Below are 22,795 nucleotides of genomic sequence, written 5' to 3'. Positions count from 1 at the left end.
GTAGTAGCGGCCATGGTCGTGCTACCAGTAGAATTGGCGGAATGGCAGGTCTTGGAGAACTCGAGCGGGCAGTCATGGACCACCTCTGGTCCATGCCCGAGCCCCAGACCGTGCGCCAGGTCCACGAGGCCCTCTCGCAGCACCGGGCACTGGCCTACACCACGGTGATGACCGTGCTCCAGCGGCTCGCGAAGAAGAATCTCGTCGCCCAGGAGCGCGAGGAGCGCGCCTATCGCTACGCCCCGGTCAATGCCCGCGAGGAGCTTGTCGCCGAGCTGATGGTCGATGCGCTCAAGCAGGCCGTGGAATCCGGGGGTCGCGCCGCCGCGCTCGTGCACTTCGTCGAGCGCGTCGACGCCACCGAGGCAGATGCGCTCCGCCAGGCCCTCGCCGCGCTCGAGGAGCGCGACCAGCAGGGCAGCGGGCGGGCCCGCGGCCAGCGCAACTAGCCAGGCCGGGCTTTCCCAATCGACCCCGCGCGGGCACACTGGTAGCACAGGACGCCGCCCACCCGCACCATCAACGATCGAGGGACAAGCATGATCGGGACGACCGCCATCGCGTTCGCGGTCCTCGCCATCGCGCTCGCCGGCCCGATTCCCGCGGTCCTCGCCCATGCCCGATGGCCGCTGCGCGCGCCCCGCGCCGCGCTCGTCCTCTGGCAGTCCATCGCGCTCGCCGCCGTGCTCTCCGCGTTCAGCTCCGGCCTCGCCATCGCGAGCATGCTGCTCGTGCCCGGCCCCGACGGTCGCCCCACCACCTCCCCCGCAGCGGAGATCGCGGTCCTCGGCCTGCCCCTGTGGCTGCTCTCCGTCGCCGTGTTCGCCCTCACGGTGCTCATCGGAGCGCGCCTGGCCTACAGCACCGTGCGCGTCGCGGTGCGCACGCGTCGCCGTCGCGCCCACCACCGGATGCTCGTCGACCTGCTCAGCAAGGGCGATCCGCGGCTGTCGCGCTACACCACCGCCGACCTGCGCGTGCTCGAGCACGCCGAGCCCCTCGCGTACTGCCTGCCCGGAATGCACCAGCGCGTCGTGGTCAGCGAGGGCGCGCTCGACTCCCTCTCCCCCGTCGAGCTCGAGGCGATCCTCGCTCACGAGCGGGCGCACCTGCGCGCCCGCCACGACCTCGTGCTCGAGGCCTTCACCGCCGTGCACGAGGCCTTCCCGCGCGTCGTGCGCAGCAAGTCCGCGCTCGGCTCGGTGCGCCTGCTCATCGAGCTGCTCGCGGATGATGCAGCGCTCCACGCCACGGGCCCATCGCCGCTCGCCCGCGCCCTGGTGACCTGCTCAGCGGGCACCGCCCCGGAGGGAGCAATGGCGGCCGGGGGGATCTCCACTCTCCTGCGCGTGCAACGGCTCGCCGGCCAGACCCACCACGCGCCCACCGCCGTCGCGGCCTACACCACGGCCTCGCTGATCCTCATCGGGCCCACCCTCGCGGTTGCGGTGCCCTGGCTGATCGAGCTCTCCCGGCTGTTCGGCCTGGAGTCCTGAGCGGCCCCACGCCCCGCCCGGCGCGGTCTAAGGTGGATCGAGAACCCAGGCCTGAATCCCCCAGCCCGGCATTCGCCCAGTCAGGAGTCCGCATCGTGACCTCGTCCTCCCGCACCGCCCCCATAGGCGTCACCGGCCTCGGCGTGATGGGCGCCAACATCGCCCGGAACCTCGCCCGCCACGGTCATGCGGTGGCCGTGTACAATCGCAGCCCGCAGCGCACCGCCGAGCTAGTCAGCAATCACGGCCGCGACGGCACGTTCCTTGCAGCAGGCACGATCGAGGAATTCGTGTCCACCCTCGAGAAGCCCCGCCGCGCGCTGATCATGGTCCAGGCCGGAGCCGCCACCGATGCGGTCATCGAGCAGCTCGCCGGTGCCATGGAGCACGGCGACATCATCATCGACGGTGGAAACTCGCTCTACACCGATACGCGCCGGCGCGAGGCCGAGCTGCGCGAGCGCGGCATCCACTTCGTGGGCTGCGGCATCTCCGGCGGCGAGGAGGGCGCGCTCGAGGGCCCCTCGATCATGCCCGGCGGCTCCGCGGAGGCCTACGAGGCGGTCGGGCCGCTGCTCGAGTCCATCTCCGCGCATGTCGACGGGACGCCCTGCTGCGCCCACATCGGCCCCGATGGCGCCGGCCACTACGTGAAGATGGTGCACAACGGCATCGAGTACGCCGACATGCAGCTCATCGGCGAGGCATTCCAGCTCATGACCGGCGTGCTCGGCTACAGCCCCGCACGGTGCGCCGAGGTGTTCGCCGAATGGAACCGCGGCGTGCTCGAGAGCTACTTGATCGAGATCACTGCCGAGGTCCTCGCCCAGGTCGATGACGCGACCGGGCGCCCGCTCGTCGAGATGATCCTCGACGCCACCGGGCAGAAGGGCACGGGCCGGTGGACCGTCAAGTCCGCCCTCGACCTCGGCGTCCCAGTCACCGGCATCGCCGAGGCCGTCTTCGCGCGCGCGGTCTCCGGCTCGCGCGATCTCCGCGCGGCCGCCACCGGGCTCGCGGGCGGCGAGCTCGCCACTACGCTAGGCGAGGCCCTGCCGGGGGTGGACGAGCAATCCTTCCTCGATGACATCCACGCCGCGCTGTATGCCTCCAAGGTGGTGGCCTACGCGCAGGGCTTCAACCAGCTCACCGCGGGCAGCGAGGAGTACGAATGGTCGCTGCGGCCAGGCGAGCTCGCGACTATCTGGCGCGGCGGCTGCATCATCCGGGCCCAGTTCCTCGGCCGCATCCGCGAGGCCTACGACGCGGACCCGGCGTTGCCCAGCCTGCTGCTCGACCCCTACTTCCGCGATGCCGTGGAAGGCTCGATCGGCAGCTGGCGGCGCGTGGTCGCCGCTGCCGCCCTGATGGGCGTGCCGGTGCCCGGCTTCGGGTCCGCGCTCGCCTACTACGACAGCGTGCGCGCCGACCGGTTGCCTGCCGCGCTGCTGCAGGGCCTGCGCGACTTCTTCGGAGCCCACACCTACGAGCGGATCGACAAGCCCGGCCACTTCCATACCCTGTGGGGCGGCGATCGCAGCGAGACCACCGCCGGCTAGCCCGCGATCGATCCGGCACCCCCGCAGGAAGCAGCCCCAGGAGGCAGCGATGCGATACCTCGACGGACGGCAACCCACCCACGACCTCACTTACGACGATGTGTTCCTCGTGCCGCGGCGCAGCGACGTCGCCTCCCGCTTCGACGTGGACCTCTCCACCAACGATGGGTCGGGCACCACCATCCCACTCGTGGTGTCGAACATGACCGCGGTCGCCGGGCGGCGCATGGCCGAGACGGTCGCCCGGCGCGGCGGGCTCGTGGTGCTGCCCCAGGACCTCCCCCTCGCCGCGGCCGCGGAGACCATCGCGTTCGTTCACTCCCGCCATCACGTCGCCGATACGCCCATCGTTCTCTCCGCCGCGCAAGCGGTGTACGACGGGCACGCGCTGATCACCCGCCGCGCGCACGGCGCTGCCGTGGTGATCGAGGCGGGCCGCCCCGTCGGGGTGCTCACCCCGCGCGCGTGCGAGGGGGTGGACCGCTACACCCGCGTCGGCGATGTGATGGCCACGAGCTTCATGACGATCGGTGTGGACACCGCCGCGCGCGACGTGTTCGATCGGCTCGCGGCCGCGCACGAGGACCTCGCGGTGATCGTGGACGATGCCGGGCTCGTCGTGGGCGTGCTCACCAGGCAGGGCGCGCTGCGCGCGGGGCTGTATTCCCCCAATGCCAATGCGCGTGGCGAGCTGCGTGTCGCCGCCGCCGTGGGGATCAACGGCGATGTCGTGGACCGGGCCCGGGCGTTGGTGCAGGCCGGGGCCGACCTGCTCGTGGTCGACACCGCGCACGGGCACCAGGAGAAGATGATCAGCGCGGTCGCTGCCATCGCCGATGCGGGGCTCGGGGTGCCGCTCGCCGCGGGCAACGTCGTCACCGCGGAAGGCACCGCGGAACTGCTCGAGGCGGGCGCGACCATCATCAAGGCCGGCGTCGGTCCGGGCGCGATGTGCACCACCCGCATGATGACTGGCGTTGGCCGCCCGCAGTTCTCGGCGATCCTCGAATGCGTCGCCGCCGCGCGCGAGGCCGGGGGGCACGTGTGGGCCGATGGGGGGATCCGCCATCCGCGCGATGTCGCGCTCGCCCTTGTCGCGGGCGCGTCCAATGTCATGATCGGCTCCTGGTTCGCCGGTACCTATGAGGCGCCCGGCGACCTGCACATCGATAGCGATGGCCTGCCGTACAAGGAGAGCTTCGGCATGGCCTCCAAGCGGGCCGTCGCCGCCCGCACCGCCAGCGATTCACCCTATGACCGCGCGCGCAAAGCGTTGTTCGAGGAAGGCATCTCCACGTCCCGGATGCATCTCGATCCCGAGCGCCCCGGCGTGGAGGACCTGATCGATCACATCTGCTCGGGCGTGCGCAGCACCTGCACCTACACCGGTGCCCGCTCGTTGTCCTCGCTCGCGGAGGACGCGGTGGTGGGGATCCAGTCGTCGGCGGGCTTCGCTGAGGGCCACGCCCGCCCGGTCCGCCGCTAAATGCGCATCCGCTCCAGTCGAAGCGTCGCATTTGTCAGTGGTGGCGGCAGCCACCGTTATAGTGTGGATCCATGAAGGGTTTGCTCGCTGGACTGATTGCCGCCGTCGTCGCCATCGCGATCGGTGCGGTTCTTTTCTTCGTCCTGATCGACAGCTCGGACTCGACGGAGGTGCGGCAGGAGAGCCGCACCTACGCCGTGAACGGCTCGCAGCAGACATGCGCGGACTTCTACGAGGCCACCTGCGACTTCGACACGCAGTACGGCTTCAACCGCTGGGCCGACGGTCTCGACGGCTTCGTCGGCGAGCAGCGCATGGGATCGTTCGCTCGCGATATCGGCTTCGTCGAAACGAGCAAGATCGCCCTGGAGACCTGCATCCTCACCAGCAAGTCCGGCAAGACCATCGAGGATCTCCTCGACTACACCCGGCCGAAGTACCCCGAGGCCAACACCGCTGCGGTGTTCCCCATCTGGAACGCTGCCCGCTGGCACCTCTGCCCCCTCCCTCGCTAGCGCTCCAGCCCTCTAGGCTGGCTCGCGATTGGCCCGCGCGGGCCGGGCCGGGCCACAATGAGCAGTGTGCGCCGCGCCCTTCATGCTCCCCCCGCAGCAGACCGCTCCCTCCCTGTTGAGGCCTGGCACGCCCGCCAGTCGCGCCACCACGCGCGCGCCGATGCGCTGCTCGCCCGGCATCGCGCGCGGCAGCAGCGCGGCGAGGCGCACCCCGTCTGGGATTTCCTCTTCACCTACTACAGCCTGCGGCCAGCCCAGTTGCGCCGCTGGCACCCCGGCATCGGCATCGCACTCGAGGACGCTCCCGCCCACGCGGGGTGGCGTGGCTACCACACCGATCAGCAGGGTCGTGCTCACGTCTCCTCCGCGTTCGTCGAGCACCGCGCCCGCACCGTGCGCTTCGTCCTCGCCCTGATCGAGCGGACCGCGGCGCGCCCCGCCCGCCTCTCGTGCTTCGGCATGCACGAATGGGCGATGGTGTATCGCGCCAGCCCCGACGACGTGCGGCATGCGCAGGTGCCGCTCCGGCTCGGGCACGACCGCACCGATGCCGTGGTCGAATCGATGCCCCTGCGCTGCACCCATGTCGACGCGTACCGCTTCTTCACCGACGCGGCGCGGCCCCGCAATGACCAGGCGCTCTCCCGCGCCGACCAGCTCCGCGCCGAGCAGCCCGGCTGCGTGCATGCCAGCATGGACTTGTACAAGTGGTGCTACAAGCTGCTGCCGATCACATCCTCGGAGCTGCTGCTCGACTGCTTCGAGCTTGCTCTGGCCGCGCGCGAGATCGATATGCGCGCGAGCCCGTATGACCTGTCCGGCCACGGCCTCCCCCCGATCGAGGTGGAAGCACCGCGCGGGCGCGCCGAGTACGTGCGGCTCCAGCAGGGGCTCGCCGAGCGGGCCGCTCCGTTGCGCGAGCGCATCGCCACGGCCTGCCGGGAAGCGCTCGCGGCCCTCGAGCCCGCCTGACCGGCCTCGCGCGGGGCCGGGGATCGGCGATACCGTGGTTCGGGCAACACGCTGCGGGTAGCCTAAAGTGGTTGCAGGGCTGCCGCAACGACGCGGGGCCTGCATTGTTGTGCGCATGCGTGACACGATTTTCCGAAGAAGCGAGGCGATGAATGACTGAGCGCGTGAACGTCGGCAGCCTGCAGGTTGCCAAGGTTCTGTACGACTTCGTGGTGGAGGAAGCCATCCCCGGGACCGGCGTCGACGTCGACGCGTTCTGGGCGGGCGCTGAATCGGTGATCAACGATCTCGCCCCCACCAACAAGACCCTGCTCGCCCAGCGCGATGAGCTGCAAGCCACCATCGACTCCTGGCACACGGACAACAAGGACAGCTTCGACGCCGCCGCCTACAAGTCGTTCCTGACCGATATCGGCTACCTGCAGCCCGCCCCGTCGGACTTCACCGTCTCCACCTCCGGCGTGGACGAGGAGATCGCGGAGACCGCCGGGCCACAGCTCGTCGTCCCCGTCACCAATGCCCGGTTCGCCATCAACGCGGCCAACGCCCGCTGGGGCTCGCTGTACGACGCGCTCTACGGCACCGATGTGATCCCCGAGGATGACGGCGCGGAGAAGGGCAGCGGCTACAACAAGGTCCGTGGCGACAAGGTCATCGCCTACGCCCGCGGCGTCCTCGACCAGGCAGCCCCGCTCGCCGAGGGCTCCCACGCCGGCTCGACCAAGTACGCCATCGCGGACGGCAAGCTCGTGGTCACCCTCGCGGACGGCTCCACCACCGGGCTCGCCACGAACGCCAGCTTCCTCGGCTACACCGGCGACGCCAGCGACCCCGCCTCGCTGCTCGTCAAGCACAATGGCCTGCACGCCGAGATCCTCCTCGATCCCGAGAGCCCCGTTGGCTCGACCGATCCCGCAGGGGTCAAGGACGTCGTCCTCGAGTCCGCCATCACCACCATCATGGACTTCGAGGATTCCGTCGCCGCGGTCGACGCCGACGACAAGACCAACGGCTACCGCAACTGGCTGGGCCTGATGAAGGGCGACCTCTCCGAGGACGTCAGCAAGAACGGCAAGACCTTCACCCGCGTGATGAACCCCGATCGCGAGTACACCACTCCCGACGGCCGCACGCTGTCCCTGCCCGGCCGCTCGCTGCTGTTCGTCCGCAATGTCGGCCACCTCATGACCACCGACGCGATCCTCGACGCCGAGGGCAACGAGATCCCCGAGGGCATCCTCGACGCCCTCATCACCTCCCTCGCCGGGCTGCACAGCCTGCGCGGCGAGTACCCGCTGAAGAACAGCCGCACCGGCTCGCTCTACATCGTGAAGCCGAAGATGCACGGGCCCGAGGAGGTCGCGTTCACCGTCGAGCTGTTCCGCCGCGTCGAGCAGATCTTCGACCTGCCCGAGAACACCCTCAAGGTCGGCATCATGGATGAGGAGCGCCGCACCAGCGTCAACCTGCGCGCCTGCATCGAGGCGGCCCAGGAACGCGTCGTGTTCATCAACACCGGGTTCCTCGACCGCACCGGCGACGAGATCCACACCTCCATGGAGGCGGGTGTCGTGGTCCCCAAGGCGGACCAGAAGTCGCAGAAGTGGTTCACCGCCTACGAGGACAACAATGTCGACGCGGGCCTGTCCACCGGCCTGACCGGCCATGCCCAGATCGGCAAGGGCATGTGGGCCATGACCGACCTGATGGCCGCGATGGTCGAGCAGAAGGCTGGCCAGCTCAAGCAGGGCGCCACCACCGCATGGGTGCCTTCCCCGACCGCCGCCACCCTGCATGCCATGCACTACCACCAGGTGGATGTGTTCGCCGAGCACATCGAGCTGAAGAAGCGCGAGCAGGCCAGCATCGATGCGCTGCTCACCATTCCCGTCGCCGCCGATGCGGATTCCTGGGACGCCGCCGTCGTCGCCCGCGAGGTCGACAACAACTGCCAGTCCATCCTCGGCTACGTGGTCCGCTGGATCGACCACGGTGTGGGTGTCTCCAAGGTTCCCGACATCAATGATGTTGCCCTCATGGAGGACCGCGCCACCCTGCGCATCGCCAGCCAGACCCTGGCGAACTGGCTGCGCCACGGCATCATCACCACCGAGCAGGTGAACGAGAGCCTCCAGCGCATGGCCGAGGTCGTCGACCGCCAGAACGCCGGGGACTCGAGCTACAAGCCCATGGCGCCCAATTTCGACGGCAACATCGCCTTCGAGGCAGCGCGCGAGCTCATCCTCGAGGGCACCAAGCAGCCGAGCGGCTACACCGAGCCGATCCTGCACCGCCGCCGCCGCGAGCACAAGGCCGCCAACGCCTGATCGCCGCTAGCGGGCACCACCTAGAATCGAGGGCGGGAGCTCCCCACGCAGGGGGCGCCCGCCCTCGTGCTATCCGGATCGGGAACTAGCATGCTGCTCTTCCTCGCCATCACCGCGCTGTTCATCGGCGCGATCCACCTCTGGCTGCACCATGCCCTGGTCTCCGCGGCCCGGCTCGGGCCGCGCGCCCGGCGGCTTGGCCAAATCACCCTTGCCATCCTGTGGGCCGCCGCCATAGCCAGCCTCGCCGTCGGCATCCATATACCGATGAGCTGGGGCCGGCCGATCGGATACCTCGGTGGCATCTGGTTCGCGGTCCTGTTCTACCTCGTTCCCGCCCTCGTCCTGATCAGCGTCGTCGCACTCCTGGCCCGGGCCATCCGCATGGACGCCAGCCGCATCCTAGGAGCCCGTCGCGCGGCCACCGCGCTGGTGGTCGTAGCGGTGCTCGCCGTGTGCGGCTGGGGAACCTGGAACGCCCACCAGCTCACGGTGCGCGAGGCCCGCATCGCCGTGCCTGGCCTGCCCCCGGGATTCGACGGCGCACGCATCGCGCTCGTCGCCGACCTGCACCTCGGGCCCGCCCTCGGTGAAGAGTTCGCCCGGAAGGCCACCGAGCTCGTCAACGAGCAGGATCCCGATCTCATCCTGGTCGGCGGGGATCTCATCGACGGAACCATCGCCCAGGTCGGGCCCGCCACCATGCCGCTAGCGGCCCTGCGCGCGCCGCTCGGTGTGCACGTCGTCTCCGGAAACCACGAATACTATGCCGACGACGCCGACGCCTGGCTCGACTACTTCGCGGGGCTCGGCATGAATCCCTTGCGCAACCAGCGCATCGAGCTGCAGCGCGAGGGAGACACGATCGACCTCGCTGGGGTCAACGACTACGACGCCCCCGCGCCCCGCCCCGCTGATCTCGACGAGGCTCTCGGCGGCCGCGATACCGAGCGCACCCTGCTGCTGCTCGCCCACCAGCCGCGCCACATCAACGCAGCCGCCGAGGCAGGGGTGGACGTCCAGTTCTCCGGCCACACCCACGGCGGGCAGCTCTGGCCGTTTGGCTACCTCGTCGCGCTCACCCAGGACGTAGCCATTACCGGGCTCGACATGCTGGCCAGTGATGCCCAAGGGCGTGGTGCTGAGCGCGGCACGCAGATCTACACCACTTCGGGCGCGGGCGCCTGGGGGCCACCGGTCCGCATCGGAACGACCCCCGAGATCGTGATCATCGAGCTCGTCCGGGAGTAGACCGGGCTGGGCCTCCTGCCGCCCACGGCTCTGACTGCCGCCCGGCCCCGCCGCCTCTGCCGCTTACGCCGCGTCCGCCGCCGCGTCCGCCGCAAACGCGATAGAAACCGCGCAGATCCCAGGTCGACTTCTATCGCGTTTGGCTGCTTCTATCGCGTTTGCGGCTCCGGGGCCACCCGAGCGCTCCCGGCCCGCGGCTCCAGGGCCACCCGGCGCGACCTACCCCTGGTACGCCTCCAGCGGCGGGCACGAGCAGACGAGGTTGCGATCGCCGAACGCGCCATCGATCCGCCGCACAGCAGGCCACACCTTCGGCCGGGTGCCGATCCCGGCCGGGTAGGCGGCAGTCTTGCGATCGTAGGGATGCTGCCAGTCCTCGACGAGGCACTCGGCGGTGTGGGGCGCGCCGCGCAGCGGGTTGTCGTCGACGGGCCACTCGCCGGAACCGACGCGATCAATCTCCTTGCGAATGGCGATCATGGCGTCGCAGAACGCATCGAGCTCGGCGAGGTCCTCGCTCTCGGTGGGCTCCACCATGAGCGTGCCGGGGACGGGGAAGCTCATGGTCGGCGCGTGGAAGCCGTAGTCGGCAAGGCGCTTTGCCACATCATCGATGGTGACGCCGGTTGCCTTGCTGAGCGGGCGCACGTCGAGGATGCACTCGTGCGCGACCATGCCATCCTCGCCCGTGTAGAGCACGGGGAAGTACTCGTCGAGGCGCCGGGCGAGATAGTTCGCGGAGGCGATGGCAGTGAGCGTGGCGCGGCGCAGCCCGGCGGTGCCCATCATGCGCATGTAGGCCCAGCTGATGGGCAGGATGGACGCCGATCCGTAGGGGGCCGCGGAGATGGTGGGGCCATCGCCGAGCTCGGGGGCGAGCGGGTGGCCCGGCAGGAACGGCGCGAGGTGCTCGCGGACCGCGACGGGGCCCACGCCGGGGCCGCCACCGCCGTGCGGGATGCAGAAGGTCTTGTGCAGGTTGAGGTGGCTGACGTCGCCGCCGAAGTGGCCTGGGCGCGCGACGCCGACGAGGGCGTTGAGGTTGGCCCCATCGACGTAGACCTGTCCTCCCGCCTCATGCACGGCGGCGCAGATATCGCGGATATCGTGCTCGAACACGCCATGCGTCGAGGGGTAGGTGATCATGATCGCGGAGAGCGATTCAGCGTGGGCGGCGATCTTCGCGCGCAGGTCGTCGAGGTCGACATCGCCGTTGTCGCGGCACTTGACCACGACGACGCGCATCCCGGCCATGACCGCCGATGCAGCGTTGGTCCCGTGGGCGCTCGACGGGATGACGCACACGTCGCGATGGGCCTCGCCGCGCGCGTGATGGTAGCCGCGGATGGCGAGGAGTCCAGCGAGCTCGCCCTGGCTGCCTGCGTTGGGCTGGAGGCTGACGCGGTCGTAGCCAGTGACCTCGGCCAGCCAGGTCTCGAGGTCGCCTATGAGCGCGCGGATGCCTTCGGTGTCCTCGGCCGGGGCGAAGGGGTGCAGGCCGGAGAACTCGGGCCAGGTGATGGCTTCCATCTCGGTGGTGGAGTTGAGCTTCATCGTGCACGAGCCGAGCGGAATCATGCTGCGGTCGAGCGCGATGTCCTTGTCAGCGAGGGACCGCAGGTAGCGCAGCATGGCGGTCTCGGTGCGGTAGAGGTGGAAGGCCGGGTGGGTGAGGTAGTCGCTGGAGCGGACCAGTGCTGCCGGGATGGCGGGCGCGCCCTGCGTCGCCGAACCCTGCGCGCCGGAACCACCGGCGCCGAACGCGGCGGCGACGGCGTCGATGTGGGCAGTGGTGGTGGCCTCGTCGCAGGCGATGCCGAGGTGGTCGGCGTCGACCAGCCGGAGAGTGATCCCCTCGGCGCGGGCTGCCTCCTGGATTGCGCGGGCACGGCCTGGCACGCGGGCGAGGATCGTGTCGAAGAAGTGCTCGTGCACGATCTCGGCGGCACCGGCAGCCGCGAGGCGCGTGGCGAGGGTGGCTGCGTGGGACGCGACCCGGCTAGCGATGGCACGCAACCCTTCCGGCCCGTGGTACGAGGCGTAGCTGGCTGCCATCACGGCGAGGAGCACCTGGGCGGTGCAGATGTTGGAGGTGGCCTTCTCGCGGCGGATGTGCTGCTCGCGCGTCTGGAGGGCAAGCCGGTAGGCCAGGTTGCCGTCGGCATCCTTGGACACCCCGACCAGGCGACCGGGAAGCTGCCGGGCATAGGGCTGGCGGGTGGCGAGGTAGCCGGCGTGGGGGCCGCCGAATCCCATCGGGACACCGAAGCGCTGGGTGGTGCCGAACACCGCGTCCGCGCCCATCTCGCCAGGCGGGGTGACGAGGGCAAGGGCGAGCAGGTCGGCCCCGGCTGCGACAAGCGCGCCACGCTCGTGGGCGGCAGCGAAGGTGGGGGTCCAGTCGTGGACGCGACCGCTCGCGGCGGGAGCCTGGACGAGGATGCCGAAGAACTCGCCGTCGGGGAGGCCCGCCGTGAGGTCGCTGTGGACGAGCTCGATGCCGAGCGGCTCGGCGCGGGTCTCCAGCACGGCTCGGGTCTGGGGAAAGATGTCGGTATCGACGAGGAACCTCGGCGACTTCGAGCGCGAGGCGCGGCGCAGCATCGTCATGGCCTCGGCCGCCGCGGTAGCCTCGTCGAGCAGCGACGAGTTCGCCATGTCCATGCCGGTGAGGTCGGCGACCATCGTCTGGAAGTTCAGCAGCACCTCGAGGCGGCCCTGGCTGATCTCGGGCTGGTACGGGGTGTAGGCGGTGTACCAGGCGGGGTTCTCGAGAATGTTGCGCACCAGCACGGGCGGGGTGAGGGGGGTGTAGTAGCCAAGCCCGATCATGGAGGTGGTGACGGTATTGCGGGCGGCGAGGGCGCGCAGCTCCGCGTGGACCTCGAACTCGCTGGCCGCGTCATGCTGGGCGTTGGCGAAGGCTTGGTCGAGGATGTCGCCGGGCACGGCCCTGGTGGCGAGCTGATCGAGGGAATCCACTCCGATGACGGACAGGATGTGGTCGAGCGCGTCGGAGCTGATGCCGATGTGGCGATCAGCGAATCCCTGCGGGGTGGAGTCGATCACGGGTGCTCCTCGGGGGCCGGGCAAGGCATTGCCTTGGTGTGGTCCTCCCCCTCTGTCGCTGCCCGTGCGGGCGCCTGAGAGATTCAGCGCGTTCGCGCCTTTCCCCGTGGGCGGGTGGCGGTGCCACCACTTTCCAGAGGCGTCGCAGCTCGTGCGGTCCCGGGTGCCTGAGAGATTGACGGAGAGGTGTTGCTCCTTCGGCGCCCCGCGCAGCCCGGGGGCTGCAGCAGGGTCTCTCCCGCACGGCATCGACGCGCACCCAGCTTACTGGCTGCGACCGGTTCGGACGAACTGGCGCCGCTAGCTAGCCGATCTTGCGAGCCCGGTTGCGACGGCGGGACGCGAGCTCGTCCTCGAACGGGACGACCTTCTCGCCGGTCTCGACGACGTCCGCGTGCTCGCCGGGAAACTCGGCGATCTTGCCGGTCAGCTCGCGCATGGCGCCGCCGACAGCAATGCCGAACACGCCCTGGCCGCCCTGGAGCAGGTCCACGACCTCCTCGGGGGACGCGCACTCGTAGACGGTGGTGCCATCGGAGAAGAGGGTCACGTTCGCTAGGTCCGCCACGCCACGCTGGCGCAGATGCTCAACGGCAATGCGGATGTTGTGCAGCGAGATTCCGGTATCCAGGAGTCGCTTGACGATCTTGAGGACAAGCATGTCCTTGAAGGAGTAGAGCCGCTGGCTGCCCGAGCCCGCGGCGCCGCGGATCGAGGGCTGCACGAGGCCGGTGCGGGCCCAGTAGTCGAGCTGCCGGTAAGTGATACCGGCGATCTGGCAGGCAGTGGGCACGCGGTAGCCGACAAGCTCATCGGGAACCGAGTCATCGGGAAACAATCCCGGCTGGACGACAGGCTCAGCAGGAATGGATCGAGGTGTCGCGTGCGCGCTCCGTTGTCCCTTCAGGTCTTCGGCCACGGATATCTCCCTCTCGCCGGATCCGTCACGCCGGATGCTGGGCATCCCGTGGCGACACGGATGTGGTGGGACCGAGGTGGTCCCCTCAGGGTGGTCGAGAAGCACACTACCGCCCTGAAGCGCTGCGCGTCCTTGCGCCTCGCCGCCTTTAGATTACAACTTTTCGATTACCAGCATGATTAAAATCACACAAATGTAAGAAAGAATCAGAATAGTAAACCCTCAACCACGGGTTGAGATTTTTACGTTGCCATTCCGAGACGCAATTAGCTATCCGGGGACTTGAAGTCATCCGGCGAGACCGAGTCCAGGAACTCCTTGAACTTCTCGACCTCGTCCTCCTTCTCATCCGGAATGACCAGGCCCGCTTCCTCGAGCACGGCCTCTTCGGCATAGATCGGCACATCAACGCGCAGCGCGATCGCTACGGCATCGGACGGCCGCGCGGAGACGGTCACGTCCTTGTCGAAATGCATCTCGGCGTAGAAGGTGCCCTCCTGCAGATCCACGATCCGCACTTCCTTGAGGGAATGCCCCAGTGCCACAAGCACATCGCGGAACAGGTCATGGGTCAGTGGCCGCGCCGGAACCACGCCCTGCTGCTCCAGCGCGATCGATGTCGCCTCGGCCTGCCCGATCCAGATGGGCAGGTAGCGATCGCCATCGACCTCGCGAAGCAGCATCACCGGCTGGTTCTGTGGTTGCTCGACGCGAATACCGATAACGCGAACCTCACCCATGTCAACCGCCTCTCCTGTGCACGTGTGGCTCTGGACCGGAGCGCTACCACCAAGTCTATGGGAACGCGGACACGATGGCCGTACGGGCGATCCTCCCGGGCCCGTGCTCGCGCGGAACCTCTCCCCCGGCCCAGCTAGTGCAGCGCGTCCCGCGCAGCGGACTTCAGCAGCGCGGCATGCGCGGTGACGAGCAACGAACCAAGCTCCCGGATCATCTCCTCGGCGCGGTCGCGGGCGCCCTCCTCGCGGCCCAGGGCCACCGGGCTCGCGATCTGCGCCAAGAGATCCGCCTGGCGCTCGGCAGCCATCCGGAAGGAGCGCAGGTGCCTAGCGTCGATACCGAACTCCGACATCGATCTCGCGGTCCGCACCAGGGTGATCGCATCAGCGTCGAAGTAGCCGGCAGTCCCGGCCTTGACGTACCCGACCGAGATGATCGCATCGAGGAAAGCCTCGTCCGCCCCGGTGCGCCGCAGCAGCTCCGTGCGGCTCAATCGCGACGAGGACTCGCCGACGTCGAGGCCCTGGCCATCGCTGGACGCGAAGGTGCGGGGCAACCGGACCACGGGCCCCTCCGGGGTGGATCCCCGATCAATGGCATCGAGCTGCTCGCGGATCACCTTGAGCGGCAGGTAGTGATCACGCTGCGCGGTGAGGATGAAGCGGAGCCTGTCGCAGTCCGCCGCGCCGAATCGCCGGTAGCCCGACGGCGTGCGCTGCGGGCTGATCAAGCCCTCGGACTCCAGGAAGCGGATCTTGGAGATCGTCACATCAGGAAAATCGGGGCGAAGCTGATCCAGCACCGCCCCGATCGATAGCCCCGCGCTCTGGTGGGGATTCCCGGCTGCGGTCACTGGCTGCCTGCTCCTGGGGCGGGCTCCTCCGATCCCGCGGGCTTCGGGCCGGAAAGGAACACCCGCCGGAACTTCCCGATCTGGACCTCATCCCCGTTGGCCAGGACGGCGGAGTCAACAGGCTCGCGATTGACATAGGTGCCATTGAGACTGCCCACGTCGACGACCTGGAAGGCGCCATTCTCGCGGCGGAACTCCGCGTGCCTGCGGCTCACGGTGACATCGTCGAGGAAGATGTCGCTGTCCGGATGCCTGCCCGCGGAGGTCGTCGCCTCGTCAAGGAGGAAGCGCGAGCCCGCGTTGGGTCCGCGCTTGACCACCAGCAGCGCCGATCCGGCCGGTAGGCTCTCGATGCCGGAAACCTGCGGCTCAGGAGCGTGGCCGGCAGCATCGAGCTCGCGCAGAAAATCCGCGCGGAACACCGATGTGGTCTCCGCCGACGCTCCCTCGAAGGCCGGATTGTTCTGGTTGTCGCTCACCGTATCTCCTCTTTCTACTTGCCTTGTGGCACCACGACCGAGTGTCGCGCAGGCCGGGGATCGTTGACGAACCCACGGCCGCGTCCCGCTGTCCCGCTGCGCAAACCCCGACCGTCGGTCCAGCCCGTGGTGTCGCGAGCCACGCCGACGCTAGGTTCGACCGTACCTTGTTGGCGCGGCCATGCGGAGCGCTTGCGTGAGTTTTCCGGGATCCTCAGCGAAACTTAATCCGAACAGTACTTGGGGATCTCACTCATCACCGATGATCTCGCGATACTCGGCCGCGCCCAGCATCCCGCCGAGCGCCTCGTCGAGGGAGCCCGCATCGGCCACGGCGATCTCGACGAGCCAGCCCCCTGAGTAGGGGTCGGTATTCACCAGTTCCGGGGAGTCGCTGAGCGCCTCGTTCAACGCGGAGATGGTGCCGTTGACCGGCGCGAAGATGTCGGAGACGCTCTTCGTCGACTCGACCTCGCCGAACGGCTCCCCCGCGGTCACCTTCTTGCCGACGTCAGGGAGCTGCACGAACACCACATCGTTGAGCTGGCGCTGGGCATAGTCCGTGATGCCGATACGGACCGTCGAGTCCCCGGACTTGAGGACCCACTCGTGCTCGCGGGTATACCGCAGGTCCTCGGGGAGGCTGGCCTCGGTCACTTGCGTCTTCCTTCCATCCACACTGTCTGCGTGCTTCCGCCGCGCATCCGCCGCGACGTACCAGGGTGACCGCGGCGCCGTCGCCGGAACCGATCGGTCAGGGTCCCCCCGGCCGAGCATAGATCGGGCCGGGCAGCTCCCGCACGATGTCCACCACGACCTCGTCGCGCTTCTCGATGGTCAACCTACCGCCATTGCGCGCCACTGTGTCGAGCGCCCCCCCGGGAATGTCGAGAGCGGCTGCGAGCGTATCAGGGTCACCAATCGCCGTGACCACGTAGGGAGCCGCGAGCTCGACACCCTCCGCCACGACCCGCCCGCCCGGGCCGGTGAACCAGGTGCTAGTGCCCACCCGCACGCCCGCTCCCTCGCTGTCCGTCACCTGGATGGCCTCGGCGCCCGCCGCGCGCAGCTCCTGTATCTGGTCGAGCAGGACCTCCGCGCCCACCGCGTTGTTCGGGTCCCGGATGATCAGCACCACGCCGGGCCCGCTGGCAGCGACGATCCCCGACTGGACGGCCAGCGCATCGCGCCGCGCCAGAGCCTGCTCGAGCGCGGCCTCGCCATCGCTGCCCGACGCGATGATCCCCGCCAGGGTGTCCTCGAGCGCCTCGATCTCTGCCCGGTTCTCCGCCTCGATCGCGTTGAGCTGGTCGAGCAGCTCCAGGAGATCCTGCTGGCGCATGCCGTCGAGCACATCGTCGCTGCCCACGGTGCGCACCTGCGCAGTGATCGCGACACCCACGATGACGCAGAACACCACGGCAAGAACAGAGAAGACGGCTTTCCGCCCGCGCGTGCGCTTGCGGGCCGCGCGGTCAGGCACCGAACACCCCGCGACGGATCGAGGCCGCATTGCCGAAGATGCGAATGCCCAGCACCACGAGCACGGCCGTGGACAATTGCGCCCCCACCCCGAGCAGATCCCCGAGATACACCAGCAAGGCGGCAACCGTCACGTTGAACAAGAACGAGACCACAAAGACCTTGGAATCGAAAAGACCATCGAAATACGCTCGCAGGCCACCGAAGAGCGCATCGAGCGCGGCGACGACGGCGATCGGGAGGTACGGCTGGATTCCGGCGGGCACATCGGGGCTCAGGTACACCCCGAGCACCACTCCCGCGATGAGGGCGATAACACCGATCACGGTGCCTCCTTCTGCTCCGCGAGCCGCATCTCGCGGACCGACGCGCCCGGCAGCTCGAGGTGCTCGGCGTCGCGGACGGCGAAACCGATCCCGTAGAGCTGGCCGAGCCCCGACATGCGCACGTAGGCGCCGCTCGCGATGAACGATGACTGCAAGCGCCGTGGCTCCCCGATCGCGGAGATGACGTAGGGCTCGCTGATGACGTGATTGTCCACCAGGATGGCACGACCAGCCTGGCGAATCGCGGTGTGCGCGCCGATGCGCACGCCATCGACCGCGATGGCCTCGGCCCCCGCGGCCCACAGCGCGTTCACCACGATCTGCAGGTCCCGGTCGAGCAAGGTGTTCCGGGTCGCGCCAACGCGGCCCGTGCCGGTGATGGCATTCGCCTCAGCGGGCTCGGCGAGATCGACCTCGATGCCCGCCCCCTCCACCGGCGTCGCGGACACCGCATGCTCGATGAGAGCAAGCTCATCGACCGCGCGGCCTGCCGGTCCCCCGAGCTCGGCGAGGCGCGACCGGGAATCGCCGATCTCCGCGGCGAGCTGGTCGCGCTCGATGGCAAGCGCATCGACGCGAGCGCTTGCCTGCCGGGCCTCGGCGCGCAAGGTCGCGAGCAGCAGCTCCGTATCGGGAGCACGCTGCTCGGCCCAGCCCCGGGCCCCGCCCAGGGCGATGCCGATGAGGAAGGCGCCGACCACCAGCCACGCCACGTCCGCGAGGGGATGCCGGAGCCTTCCGCCGGAGCGCTGGGCCCGGGCGCGCGCCGCCGCGTAGCCAGGGTCGAGATGGCTGGTGAGCAGAGCACGCAGCAGCGACGGCTGCGGCGAGCGGGGGGCGGGGTGGGGCATCGTCGGTCGCTAGTGCTCTTCGCGCAGGCGCGGGTACTCGCGGACCAGCAAGCGCACCTGCACCACGTACAGCACCATCGTCCAGAGGTACAGGAAAAGGCCCCAGATCAGCATGGCATGGCCGATGGGCTCCATGATCGAGGCGAAGGTGCTGGCCACCTGCGCTGCAAGAATAACCGGGAACGCATACATGAGGGCGAAGGTCGCCGCCTTGCCCAAATAGGTCACCGGCAGCGAGTCCACGCCCCGGCCCCGCACGAAAGGCACCATCGCCGCGAGGATGACGTCGCGCCCAACGAGCAGCGCGACCACCCACCACGGGATGAGCTCGCGCCACGCGAACGCGATGGGGATGACGAACATGTAGAGCCGGTCGGCGAGCGGATCCAGGATCGCGCCGAGCTTCGATGTCTGGTTGAGCAACCGGGCGAGCTTGCCATCGAGCCAGTCGCTGATGCCGCTGAATACCAGCACCCACAGCGCCCACCCGTCGAGCTGATAGACCAGCAGGAGCACGAGGAAGACCGGCACTCCCGCGAGCCGCAGCATGCTGAGCGCGTTGGGGATCGTCCAGATGCGATCAGTGGTGATGGGCGGCTCGGCGGCGAGCTCGTCGATCTCGCGGACGTAGTCCTCGGACTTGATCGGCCGCGGGATCCGCTTGGCGTATTCCGCGTAGGTCTCGCCCCGGCGACGCATGGGGTGCCGGGATCCCGGCTCGGGCGTCCTCATGTCTGCCACTGTTGCACACCACGCTTCCGATTCGGCAGGCCAGCCTGCGCGGGGCCGCTCCGGCTGGGGCTCGTGTTGCTATCAACAGTAGTTGGCATGATCGTCACGCAACGACGTTGGGCGCGGAATCGTCCGGCGCGCCCTCGCTGGCCCGCGCTCCGAGAGCGCGACCGCGCAACCGCTGCGAGAGCACCGTGGTGATCCCATCGCCGCGCATCGTCACGCCGTAGAGCGCGTCCGCGATTTCCATGGTTGGCTTCTGGTGGGTGATCACGATCAACTGCGAGGTCTCGCGGAGCTGCTCGAACAGGTTGATCAGGCGCCGCAGGTTTGTATCGTCGAGCGCTGCCTCCACCTCGTCCATGACGTAGAACGGCGAGGGCCTCGCCCGGAAGATCGCCACGAGCATCGCCACCGCGGTCAATGACTTCTCGCCGCCCGAGAGCAGGGAGAGTCGCTTGACCTTCTTGCCGGGCGGGCGCGCCTCGACCTCGATGCCGGTGGCCAGCATGTCCTCGGGGTCGGTGAGCACCAGGCGCCCCTCGCCGCCGGGGAACAAGGTGGCGAAGACCGTGACGAACTCGCGCTCGACGTCGTTGTAGGCGTCGGTGAACAGTTGCAGGATGCGGTTGTCGACATCGTCGACCACATCGAGGAGGTCCTTGCGGGCAGCCTTGACGTCCTCGAGCTGGGTGGCGAGGAAGTTGTACCGCTCCTCGAGCGCCGCGAACTCCTCGAGGGCGAGCGGGTTGACCTTGCCGAGGGTGGCGAGGTCCTTCTCCGCGGCCTTGAGGCGCCGTTGCTGGCTGGGCCGGTCATAAGGCATGGGCTGCGGCTTGCTGACGGTCTCGCCTCGCTCGCGCGCGAGCTCGTACTCGCGCATCTCGAGCGCCGATGGCGGCAACGGCACATCGGGGCCGTACTCGCCGATCAGCTCGTCGGCGGCGATGCCGAACTGCTCGAGCACGGTCTCCTCAAGCTGCTGGGCGCGCAACGCTGACTCGGCCCGAGCGATCTCGTCCTTGTGGGCGGCGTCGGTGAGCCTGCCGAGCTCGACGGTGAGCGCGTGCCGCGCCTCCCGCTCGCGGTGCAGGGCCGCGCTGGCGTCATCGCGCTGGCGGGCGAGCTCGGTGCGATGCGCGGCTGCCGCCTCCACGGCCACAGCGAGGCGGGTGCCGAGCTGCTCGGCGGATCCGGCGATCACGCGCGCGGCCTCCGCCGCGGCGCGGCGCCGCTGCTGGGCCTGCTCGGCGCGGGCACGGGCCTCCCGCTCGGCGCGCGCGGCCCGGCGCAGGGACTCCGCCTTGCCGCGGAGCGCCCCGGCCCGTTCCTCGGCGCTGCGGGCAGCGAGCCTGGCGTCGACCTCGGCGGCGCGGGCGGTGGCGAGAGCGTGCGCGGTGACCTCGCGCCGTGCCGCGGTGCCCGTCTCGTCGGGGGTGTCCTCGCTCTCGCCCTGGGCGCGCCGCAGTCGCTCCTCGTGCTCGGTGAGCTCGCCGAGCAGCGCCGCGTGCTCGGACTCGGCACGGATGCGTTGCTGGGAGAGGTGGTCCCGCTCGGCGTTCGCGACCCGCGCGGCGTGCCCGTGGCGAGCGAGCTCCTCCTGAACCTGGACGATGGCGGAATCGTTGGCGGTGAGCGCCGCATGGGCCTCGGTGACCGTCGCGCGCCGCGTCTCGAGGTCGTCGACGGCCCCGGCAAGGGCTGCCGCGAGCTCCTCGGCGCGCTGCGTCGCCGACTCGAGCGATTCGGTGGCGGTGTCGATTCCGGCCTGGATCTCGAGGGTCGAGGGGGCCTGGCTGGTCCCGCCCTCGATCCAGGCCGTGCCGCGCGCCTCGCCGCCCCGGGTCACGAGGCGGGCATCGGGGTGCTCGGCAAGGAGCCGGGGGATGAGCTTCTCGTCCTCGACGACGAGAGTGCGGCCGAGCCGGGAGCGCAGCGCCGCGAGGTACTGGGGCGGAACGGTCGCGAGCTGGTGCGCCCACCAGGCGCCTTCCGGCAGTACTGGCTCCTCGGCGCCACGGCGCGCGTGGTGGGCGTGCAGGATGACGGCGCGGCCACGGTCGGCGGCCCGCAGCGCGGCGAGCGCGGCCTCCGCATCGTTGGGCGTCTCGCAGGTGAGGGCATCGGCAGCCGTGCCGAGCGCCGCGGCGATGGCGGTCTCGAATCCGGGGCGCGGCTCGATGATGTCGGTGAGGCGCGGGCCGAGCGCTCCATCATGGTGCTGGACGAGCCAGGCGGGGGCATCACCGCGGCGCAGCGATGCCGACAGCGTATCGATGCGTGATCGCAGGGACACGACCTCGTGCCCGGCCTCGCGCTCGGCGGCACGCAGCCCCGCCACGCGCTCCTCGGCCTTCCCCAGCGAGGCCGCGGCGCGCTCATGCTGCCGGTCGAGCGTGTGCTCGCTGTTCTCGAGCTCCTCGAGACGGGCGAGCGCATCCTCCACCTCCTGCTCGGCCTCGTGGTGGCGCTGCATGGCGGTCTCGATGCGATCGTCGAAGCGGGCGATCTCGCCGTCGAAGGACTCCGCGCGCGTGCGCAGGTTCTCCACCTTCCCCGCGAGCCTGGCTAGCCCCTCGCGGCGATCCGCGATGGACCGCACCGCGCTCAAGTGCTCCCGCTCCGCCTCGGCGGCCTCGTCCTCGCAGCGGGCGAGCTCATCGCGCACCGTCTCGAGCGCGGCCTCCGCCATGGCGACGGACTCGGCGAGCTCGAGCTCCTGCTCGGCTGCCTGCTCCGCCTGCTCCTCAAGGAGCTCCGGATCCTGGCCGCGATGCATCGCACCGCCGGAATCGAGGTGGCGTGCCCGCTCCCGGGCGATCTGCATCGTGGAGCTGACCCGCTCGGAGATCGCGGAGAGCCGGAACCACGCCTGGGATGCTTCCTCCGCGCGCGGAGTGATCGACTCGACCTGCTCCTCGAGCGCCACGCCCCGCTCGGTGATCCCGTCGAGCCGTTCCCGGACCTCGCGGGCGCGCTCGCGGGCACGGTCCTCATTGCGCTGCTGATCGGCGAGCTCCGCGCGGCGCTGCACCACATCATCGGCGGCGATGCGCAATCGCGCGTCACGCAGCTCTGCCTGGATGACCTGCGCCCGGCGCGCGACATCGGCCTGCCGGGCGAGGGGCTTGAGCTGGCGCCGCAGCTCGGCGGTCAGGTCGGTCAGCCGAGCAAGGTTGGCCTGCATCGCATTGAGCTTGCGCACGGCCTTTTCCTTGCGGCGACGGTGCTTGAGGACGCCCGCGGCCTCCTCGACGTAGGCGCGCAGATCCTCGGGGCGGGATTCAAGGATCTGGGAGAGCTGGCCCTGCCCGACGATGACATGCATCTCACGGCCGATGCCGGAGTCGCTGAGCAGCTCCTGGATATCCATCAAGCGGCAGCTCGCGCCGTTGATCTCGTACTCGCTCGCCCCGTCGCGGAACACGCGACGGGTGATCGACACCTCGGTGTAGTCGATCGGCAGCGCCCCGTCGGAGTTGTCGATGGTCAAGGTCACCTCGGCCCGGCCGAGCGCGCCCCGGCCCGCGGTGCCGGCGAAGATCACATCCTGCATCTTGCCGCCACGCAGCGCCTTGGCGCCCTGCTCCCCCATCACCCAGGACAGCGCATCGACCACGTTCGACTTGCCCGAGCCGTTCGGGCCAACCACGCAGGTGATGCCCGGCTCGAACTGCAGCGTGGTGGCCGACGCGAAGGACTTGAAGCCCCGCAGCGTGAGTGATTTCAGATGCACG

Annotated in this window: 19 protein-coding genes and 1 riboswitch; of the genes, 8 read left to right on the top strand and 11 right to left on the bottom strand. The window is 69.5% G+C overall.

Annotation, left to right across the window (positions count from 1 at the left end):
* The first annotated feature begins 41 nt into the window (after window positions 1-41).
* The 8 genes from HT102_RS14145 to HT102_RS14110 all read left to right on the top strand — a co-directional run bounded on the left by HT102_RS14145 (window position 42) and on the right by HT102_RS14110 (window position 9,606).
* The gene (locus HT102_RS14145; RefSeq protein ID WP_192040087.1) at window positions 42-449 is read left to right on the top strand and encodes a BlaI/MecI/CopY family transcriptional regulator; all 408 of its coding nucleotides are present in this window, start codon (window positions 42-44) and stop codon (window positions 447-449) included.
* 90 nt (window positions 450-539) lie between these two features.
* The gene (locus tag HT102_RS14140) at window positions 540-1,496 is read left to right on the top strand and encodes a M56 family metallopeptidase (protein ID WP_192040086.1); all 957 of its coding nucleotides are present in this window, start codon (window positions 540-542) and stop codon (window positions 1,494-1,496) included.
* A gap of 95 nt (window positions 1,497-1,591) precedes the next feature.
* Window positions 1,592-3,055: an NADP-dependent phosphogluconate dehydrogenase gene (gndA, locus tag HT102_RS14135; protein WP_192040085.1), complete on the top strand. Its 1,464-nt coding sequence runs from the start codon at window positions 1,592-1,594 to the stop codon at window positions 3,053-3,055.
* Between the two features lie 49 nt (window positions 3,056-3,104).
* Window positions 3,105-4,541: a GuaB1 family IMP dehydrogenase-related protein gene (locus HT102_RS14130; RefSeq protein ID WP_192040084.1), complete on the top strand. Its 1,437-nt coding sequence runs from the start codon at window positions 3,105-3,107 to the stop codon at window positions 4,539-4,541.
* 71 nt (window positions 4,542-4,612) lie between these two features.
* A complete protein-coding gene (locus HT102_RS14125) occupies window positions 4,613-5,056 on the top strand; it encodes a hypothetical protein (protein ID WP_192040083.1) in 444 nt (147 codons plus the stop codon).
* A gap of 57 nt (window positions 5,057-5,113) precedes the next feature.
* On the top strand, window positions 5,114-6,028 hold the full coding sequence (locus tag HT102_RS14120; protein ID WP_408611370.1) for a 3-methyladenine DNA glycosylase: 915 nt from the start codon (window positions 5,114-5,116) through the stop codon (window positions 6,026-6,028).
* A gap of 152 nt (window positions 6,029-6,180) precedes the next feature.
* Window positions 6,181-8,355, top strand: coding sequence for a malate synthase G (locus HT102_RS14115; protein WP_192040081.1), 2,175 nt, complete (start codon window positions 6,181-6,183; stop codon window positions 8,353-8,355).
* 90 nt (window positions 8,356-8,445) lie between these two features.
* A complete protein-coding gene (locus tag HT102_RS14110; RefSeq protein WP_192040080.1) occupies window positions 8,446-9,606 on the top strand; it encodes a metallophosphoesterase in 1,161 nt (386 codons plus the stop codon).
* A gap of 219 nt (window positions 9,607-9,825) precedes the next feature.
* Here the strand turns inward: HT102_RS14110 and gcvP are convergent, their stop codons facing one another.
* From gcvP to smc, 11 genes are all read right to left on the bottom strand, one after another.
* Entirely contained in the window at window positions 9,826-12,675 is a 2,850-nt protein-coding gene (gene gcvP / locus HT102_RS14105) for an aminomethyl-transferring glycine dehydrogenase (RefSeq protein WP_192040079.1), read from the bottom strand.
* A 144-nt stretch (window positions 12,676-12,819) separates the two neighbouring features.
* Window positions 12,820-12,926, bottom strand: a riboswitch (glycine riboswitch).
* Between the two features lie 53 nt (window positions 12,927-12,979).
* Window positions 12,980-13,594, bottom strand: a complete 615-nt coding sequence (locus HT102_RS14100) for a MerR family transcriptional regulator (protein WP_333473462.1) — start codon at window positions 13,592-13,594, stop codon at window positions 12,980-12,982.
* Window positions 13,595-13,860: 266 nt separating this feature from the next.
* Window positions 13,861-14,334: a bifunctional nuclease family protein gene (locus HT102_RS14095; protein WP_192040077.1), complete on the bottom strand. Its 474-nt coding sequence runs from the start codon at window positions 14,332-14,334 to the stop codon at window positions 13,861-13,863.
* Between the two features lie 134 nt (window positions 14,335-14,468).
* Window positions 14,469-15,188, bottom strand: coding sequence for a transcriptional regulator FtsR (ftsR, locus tag HT102_RS14090; protein WP_192040076.1), 720 nt, complete (start codon window positions 15,186-15,188; stop codon window positions 14,469-14,471).
* The gene (garA, locus tag HT102_RS14085; RefSeq protein ID WP_192040075.1) at window positions 15,185-15,667 is read right to left on the bottom strand and encodes a glycogen accumulation regulator GarA; all 483 of its coding nucleotides are present in this window, start codon (window positions 15,665-15,667) and stop codon (window positions 15,185-15,187) included. Before garA ends, ftsR begins: the two co-directional genes overlap by 4 nt.
* 249 nt (window positions 15,668-15,916) lie before the next feature.
* On the bottom strand, window positions 15,917-16,324 hold the full coding sequence (gcvH, locus tag HT102_RS14080) for a glycine cleavage system protein GcvH (protein ID WP_333473461.1): 408 nt from the start codon (window positions 16,322-16,324) through the stop codon (window positions 15,917-15,919).
* A 97-nt stretch (window positions 16,325-16,421) separates the two neighbouring features.
* Window positions 16,422-17,150 carry a DUF881 domain-containing protein gene (locus HT102_RS14075; RefSeq protein ID WP_333473460.1) on the bottom strand — a complete coding sequence of 243 codons (729 nt, stop codon included), beginning with the start codon at window positions 17,148-17,150 and terminating at the stop codon, window positions 16,422-16,424.
* Window positions 17,143-17,475, bottom strand: a complete 333-nt coding sequence (locus HT102_RS14070) for a small basic family protein (RefSeq protein WP_192040072.1) — start codon at window positions 17,473-17,475, stop codon at window positions 17,143-17,145. Before HT102_RS14070 ends, HT102_RS14075 begins: the two co-directional genes overlap by 8 nt.
* Window positions 17,472-18,326: a DUF881 domain-containing protein gene (locus tag HT102_RS14065; RefSeq protein ID WP_192040071.1), complete on the bottom strand. Its 855-nt coding sequence runs from the start codon at window positions 18,324-18,326 to the stop codon at window positions 17,472-17,474. Before HT102_RS14065 ends, HT102_RS14070 begins: the two co-directional genes overlap by 4 nt.
* A 9-nt stretch (window positions 18,327-18,335) precedes the next feature.
* On the bottom strand, window positions 18,336-19,058 hold the full coding sequence (locus HT102_RS14060; RefSeq protein WP_192040070.1) for a CDP-alcohol phosphatidyltransferase family protein: 723 nt from the start codon (window positions 19,056-19,058) through the stop codon (window positions 18,336-18,338).
* Between the two features lie 103 nt (window positions 19,059-19,161).
* On the bottom strand, window positions 19,162-22,794 hold the full coding sequence (smc, locus tag HT102_RS14055; RefSeq protein ID WP_192040069.1) for a chromosome segregation protein SMC: 3,633 nt from the start codon (window positions 22,792-22,794) through the stop codon (window positions 19,162-19,164).
* Window position 22,795: the final 1 nt, after the last annotated feature.

This window comes from Lolliginicoccus lacisalsi (genome assembly GCF_014841105.1).
In the GTDB taxonomy this organism is placed as follows: domain Bacteria; phylum Actinomycetota; class Actinomycetes; order Mycobacteriales; family Mycobacteriaceae; genus Lolliginicoccus; species Lolliginicoccus lacisalsi.
This window is presented reverse-complemented; position numbering and strand designations above follow the sequence as displayed.